The sequence below is a fragment of the Cytobacillus firmus genome, from assembly GCF_023715565.1.
GTDB classification, from domain to species: Bacteria; Bacillota; Bacilli; order Bacillales; family Cytobacillaceae; genus Cytobacillus; species Cytobacillus firmus_C.
Genome location: NZ_JAMBOJ010000043.1, coordinates 35,708 through 41,910, shown reverse-complemented (window position 1 = coordinate 41,910; position 6,203 = coordinate 35,708). Strand labels below are relative to the sequence as shown.

Here is a 6,203-nt window from a genome sequence, read left to right as displayed (position 1 = left end):
GGGGCGAACAGTTTAGTTGACGAGATCTACCTCCCACGCACCCGTACGTTCTACCCTGGCTACTGAAATAATAGGTCCTATAAAAAAAAGAGCAACCAGTAAAAACTGGTTAACTCTATAATACGAAAGCACCCTATAGTTTAAGTACAATCCTTCACAATCTTGATTTATAACACAAACGGTCATTGGGTAATTTAGATGAGGCTTTTTGCAAATCCAACACTTTTATCTAAATAGCCCATATTTTTATAAAATTTATGAGCATTAATTCTCTCTGGTCGGTTCCCGCTATTTAGTCCTATTCCAGTTGCTCCGATTTTTTTTGCCCAACTTTCTGCTTCCTCTAATAACTGTTTACCTATTCCTTTATTACGATGATTCGAGTCTACAACAAGAGCTACAATACGAACGTACGAGCCATCCAATTCATAATAATACCCTTTAACAAGTCCTATCATTCCAACTATTTTGTCATCATAAGAAGCTAATAAAGTATGATAATCTGGACTTGAATCAATATTATTAAATCGTGTTTTCATATTTTCTATTGTGGTAGGATATCCAAGATGTTCCATCAATTTGGTGATTTCTTTAATATCATTCATTGTTGCTTTTCTAATTTTCACTTTCACACCTCCTATACTCTATTCCTTTTAGATTTCTGCAATTATCGATAATTTCCTTCTTAAGCTAACCTGCCCGTTTGTTCAATAACAAGTACAACAAAAAAGCCGTTAATCCTACCTGGATCAACGCACCCATTAATTTAGAAAGAAAACTAATTTTATTGGTTAACACCCTCTTATAGTCTTCGATTCACTAATAATCCCTTTTCATTAAATTCCATTCTATAAATATCAGGCTTTGGTGTGCTAAGTAAAAAGTTTAAGTCATAATAGGAATCGAAATATCCCATCATCAAGGTCATAACAGCCTTGTGAGTACCTATCAGTATTTTCTTATCTCTATAAGTTTCTAAAAGTTCTTTTAAGACTTTTATCGCTCTATTTTGACAATCAGCATTAGATTCTCCTCCCTCTAAAGAGAAATTTGATTCGAAAAATGACTCCTCCAAAAGTGGAAGCAACTCGATTATCAGATACACGATTGTCATTAGAAGAAAATATCTTCTCCTTTAAATCTTCAAATACTATAACTTCCTGCCCTATTGTTGAGCTACTTTTCAACAGTTAAAAGCGAGCGTATATATAGACTTGAAACAACTGCATCAATTTCTTCATCTTTCAATATATCAATTACTCGTTGAGCATCTAAATAACCTTTTTCGGTTAATCCCCTTGTTCTTTCATTTCCTGCTTTTGGAGACTCACAGTGTCTTACCATATAAACTAATGTACTCATAATTTATTTTCCACCAATACGTTCTCCTTTGTTCCTTCTACTAAACGTGACTTTTAATTGCCATTTTATCTCCTTAAAAGGTTAACCTTCACAATCCCATTCGGCTTAATAATGTAGCAAAAAGGTTTTTTAATCTTCAGCTTTAAGGGATTTATTGGTCCTTTTTTATAATTCATATCAATATACTCCAGCATTTACCACCCGCTCACCAACCTTTTCAATAGATTTTTCAACATACTCCATAAATCCATCTAGTGTTTGTGGATTCTTTATCTTTTTGGCGAATTCTACACCAAATAAAGTACATTCACCGAAAGAAGATGTATTAACAATTTGATAATCGATAGTTTCGTTTGAATAAAATATCGGCTGCCTTTTTATCAATGTGTAGACTTCATTTTTAGTAAAAGCTTTAGTTGTCATCTTGAATTTATGTTTTTGCTCAGCTGTAAGATTAAATTGAAACTCAGTAAAGTCCACATAACCACCACGCCCGACTGAGACTCCGTGTCCAGGCATCTTTTTATGAACAAAGCTTTCATCAAAATGAACTTTTAGATAAGAGGCAATTAAATTAGCTGAAGCATGGCAGCACCAAGGAAATGTATTTATTTTTCCTTTGTGGATCACATTAAAAAAATTGTATAAGTAATATGTATAGTCCTCTGCAATTAGTTCACAAAAGCCTCTAATCTTTTCTGACAACCCCAACACCCCTTAAAATATAGTTCATGCTCTAAGAATTTCTGGTGGATGATACTGCAGTAATTTAAAGATCATGAATAGTATCTAATTATAAACCACCTAATATCAATTAGAAATCAAATTTAATAGCCGCTCTTTTATAAGAACGGCTAATTCTACTATTAGGGCTATGGGTAAAATTCATTAAATAATTTATATATAAAAGTTAGTACCCTAAATCTTCATTATTAGGACCAATACAAGGTATATCATTTTCTTCAAGTACTTCAGCTGGGCAATTGTTATACATATAAAATCTCCCTTTCTGAACTAATAGTCAATCCTAGGGTCAAGAAGCACAACAATAAGTCACAGAATTAAAAAGCTTAATTCTTTCTTTAAATTGATTGCTTTTCCATCATTCTAGCGGTCACCTTTACAATGTCTTTATAATATAGTTCATATAATGCTTTTCTCTCACAATACACGCATCGAAGATCTAAGGTAGTAAGTTTTACATGCGGCACTTTTAACTTTTGAATTCCTTCTATCAAATGACTCTTACATACCCACAGAATTTTAAATTCCTCCCCAATTGCGGAATTTCATTGTTTGTCACTTAAATATCTTCAGCTAATCTGAATCCCATTACATATATATCTTTTGGATATTTTCCATGTCTTCTTTTACATCTTGCTAAATCTTTAAATCTAGTAAAACTTCCACCTCTAGCTACTCTATAATTACCATTGCTTTTGGCTAGATCATCGAAAACACCATTATTCAAATTACCATCATAAGGGTGATAGTAATCACGAACAAATTCTTCAACGTTGCCAGCCATATCTGTAACCCCATAAAATGAGTTGCCAGCTGCAAACATACCTACAGGAGACGATCTTAATAATCCACATTCAACTGTATTAGCGAAACTACTAATAAATTCATTTCCCCAAGGAAACTCCAAACGATCTGGTCCTGCTGCAGCGTTCTCCCATTCATATTCAGTTGGTAATCTGAAATTTCTATTCGTTTTTCTTGAAATCCATTTACAGTAATTATCAGCTGTTTCTGGAGAAATTGAATAGACTGGATGATTAGAAAACTCCATTGGATATCTACCAAACAACCAGGAAGAAGGAATTTCTTCTTGTGGATTCTCTTTAATAAACTCCAAATATTCCTGGTTTGTTACAAGGTATTTACCTATTCTATAACTATCTAAATTTACGTGTACTTCTGGTGTTTCTTTTATGATCCATTCCTCAATAATCCCTGTATCTTTATACTTATTACATACCTTTGCTACATCTTCCGGCTTTAAGCCAATTGTTACTAAGCCTTTTGGGATATTTATCATTTCAGGGTCATATGTGTTGATTCTTGGATCACCTTTTAATGCTAGTAACAGGCCTGCTAAATAACGTTCGCTAATTTCTTTATCTTCACTCTCTAATATATAAACGAGTTCTTCTATATTTATTGAAAATAGTTCTTTATTTACTGAAATGTCATCAAGTTGGGTACTTGAAAATGAGAATGGGAGACCCATTGCTTCTCTGCTGTCTAATTGGTTTAGCTGTCCAGCAAATACACTCATATCTTTAAGTTTCAAGAAATCATCATCTCCCTTATCTAGCATTGAACCAATTTATCAGGGTGCTGAGTAAAAATACGGAATGCTTCATCCAATTTTCCTTTTGAGTCTATAGTATAAACTGCTCCATCGTAGGAAGATGCGAAAACAGTTTCTCCTTTAGATTCTAAGGCACTTATACCGTTTGTACCTAGTCTGATTGGATTTGATATATTATCATTCTCTGGGTCCCAAACAACAATATATCCCCAATAGTCTCCACTAATAATCTGACCTTTATTATTTTGAGTAATACTCTTAATGGAATAGCGGTGCTTGTTGTGTTGCATTAAAATTTTACCAGTTAGCAAGTCGAATACCCTTACTATCTTATCTCTACTAACTACTATTAGTTCATTCTTGTTTTCCATTAAGTGGATGTCGTTTATTATTGCATTAGGTCCCACAAGTACAGTAACATCACTCTTATTATTTTTATTAAATACGTGTATAGTGGCATTGGCTGATACAGTTACTACATGTTCATTATTCACAGCCAAGGATTTTATTGCACCATCTTGCGCTTTCCAGTTTGTGATCTGTTTCTTACTGCTCAAGCTGATAACATGAACATATCCTCCATACGTACCAACATAAAAGTTATTATCTAATTTCGAAAAAAATATTACATTTATCGGTCCGGTGTTCAGGTTGAATCGGTTAATAAATCTATCTTTTAGGTCCACTAAAAATACTTCACCTGCATGGTTACCCCAAGCCGCGATATTCCCATCATCTGTAATACATACACTATTGGTAAGTACATGGTTCTCATCAGAGACAACTTGTCCATTTATTCTAAATTTTCCATCATCAGAAGCGGTGGCAATATCTCCTGTTTCTGAAACTGAGAGGTCGTTTATTGAAGGAGTTGCTAATTCCAAATCATTATTAACAACTTCTCCAGTCTCTAAATTCCATTTGCAAAAAGTTTTTCCGAAGCTTGCCCCAATAATGAATTTTTCGTCTGGTGTCCAACTTAAACAACGCTCCCACTGGTAAATATAAGGGTTTAACTCTTTTACTTTCTTACCTTCTTTAACATCCCAAATATTTATTTTATGATCATATCCTGCGGTTAGCAGTAGATTACCTGAAGGTGAAAAGCTAACTTTCTTTACTCCTTGTTTGTGGGCATCAAAATTAAGTAAAAATTGAAAGGAATTTGCATCATAAATATGGACGCTTCCATCATCTGCACCTAAGGCAAATAAGCCTCTTTCTTTGCTGCCATCTACAGTATCAACTTCATAATTAAATGGACCTAATTCTTTTTTTAGTTCGTTTGTTAAAAAATCCCAAACAAGAACCTTTCCATCATCCCCTGCAGTAAATGCAAGATCTTTATAAATCCATACAGATAAAACGTCCTTTTCATGATGTTGAAATTGGTTTACAATAGATCCACTTTCAATATTCCAAACTAAACAACGTTGATCTCGAGATGTAGAGATTAAGTACCGATCATCTTCAGAAAAAGAAATAGCTTCTACATCATCTGAATGACCAATTAGTTCTTTAATCAATTCGTTAGTAACCGTGTCAAATAACTTTATAGTGTAATCAGATGAAGAGCTTGCGAGGATTCGATTGTCATTTGATAAAGTAATATTGTTTATTAAATGTTCATGCTTTCCAATGAAATTTGAATTATTTCTATCTAAGTCCCATTCATAGATGAAACTATCGTAACCTCCAGTAAAAACCCTATCACCTGTATTATTAGAAACTACAGCAGTAATCGGCCCTTTATGCATTATAAACTCCTCCTACTATGTTAAATTCAGAATTTGTTGTTGCTCTTACATGTCCAGACTTACTAATTTTGGTTTTAATGTATTTTTCATTGTAGGTAGACACTTCATCCCATAAAATAATCTGTTGGGATACCTCTATCCCCATTTTTATTAAATAATTCACTTTTGTAGGATTATTTGAAATGATGTCAATTGGATTACTTCTAAAATATTTTAATAATAGGGCTGGTTCTTTATAATCTCTAAGATCATCTTCAAATCCTAACGCATGATTTGCTTCAACAGTATCCATTCCATCCTCTTGTAATAAATACGTAAGTGCCTTGTTGAACAAGCCTATGCCCCTTCCCTCATGATTTGCTAGGTAAAACAGTGCACCACTTCCGTATTCAATAATGGTTTCTAAACTCTTTTTTAATTGAAATCCACATTCACATCTTTGGCTTCCAAAAATATCCCCGGTATGACAGGTACTATGTAACCTTACAACTGATTGACTACTGCCTCTAAAATCACCATATACAAGAATTGAAGACTGTTGGTATTCATTGTGTTTTAGATTGGTTAAGTTATTCAACAGTGATTGAGTATCTGGAATATCTGATGTACTTATCCAAGAATACCAGTTAAACATTCTTACTTTTTCACCTATTTTTAATGGTAAAGAAACCGGACCAACTAAAAAGATATTCTTATTACCCTCTAATGGAATTACTTTCAGTTTCTCTTCTAGTTTTACTGTTTGCATAGCACATCCTCCCAAA

The 6,203-nt window shown here is 33.5% G+C and carries 5 protein-coding genes and 1 pseudogene; all 6 read right to left on the bottom strand.

The window, feature by feature from the left end:
• Positions 1-194 precede the first annotated feature (194 nt).
• A complete protein-coding gene (locus tag M3205_RS16930; RefSeq protein WP_251171010.1) occupies positions 195-626 on the bottom strand; it encodes a GNAT family N-acetyltransferase in 432 nt (143 codons plus the stop codon).
• A 176-nt stretch (positions 627-802) separates the two neighbouring features.
• Positions 803-1,362 (bottom strand): annotated as a pseudogene (locus tag M3205_RS16925) (histidine phosphatase family protein).
• Between the two features lie 177 nt (positions 1,363-1,539).
• Positions 1,540-2,067 carry a hypothetical protein gene (locus tag M3205_RS16920; protein WP_251171009.1) on the bottom strand — a complete coding sequence of 176 codons (528 nt, stop codon included), beginning with the start codon at positions 2,065-2,067 and terminating at the stop codon, positions 1,540-1,542.
• A 598-nt stretch (positions 2,068-2,665) separates the two neighbouring features.
• Positions 2,666-3,661: a formylglycine-generating enzyme family protein gene (locus M3205_RS16915; RefSeq protein WP_251171008.1), complete on the bottom strand. Its 996-nt coding sequence runs from the start codon at positions 3,659-3,661 to the stop codon at positions 2,666-2,668.
• Positions 3,662-3,681: 20 nt separating this feature from the next.
• On the bottom strand, positions 3,682-5,439 hold the full coding sequence (locus M3205_RS16910; RefSeq protein WP_251171007.1) for a WD40 repeat domain-containing protein: 1,758 nt from the start codon (positions 5,437-5,439) through the stop codon (positions 3,682-3,684).
• Positions 5,432-6,187 carry a GTP cyclohydrolase II gene (locus M3205_RS16905; RefSeq protein ID WP_251171006.1) on the bottom strand — a complete coding sequence of 252 codons (756 nt, stop codon included), beginning with the start codon at positions 6,185-6,187 and terminating at the stop codon, positions 5,432-5,434. Before M3205_RS16905 ends, M3205_RS16910 begins: the two co-directional genes overlap by 8 nt.
• Positions 6,188-6,203 lie beyond the last annotated feature (16 nt).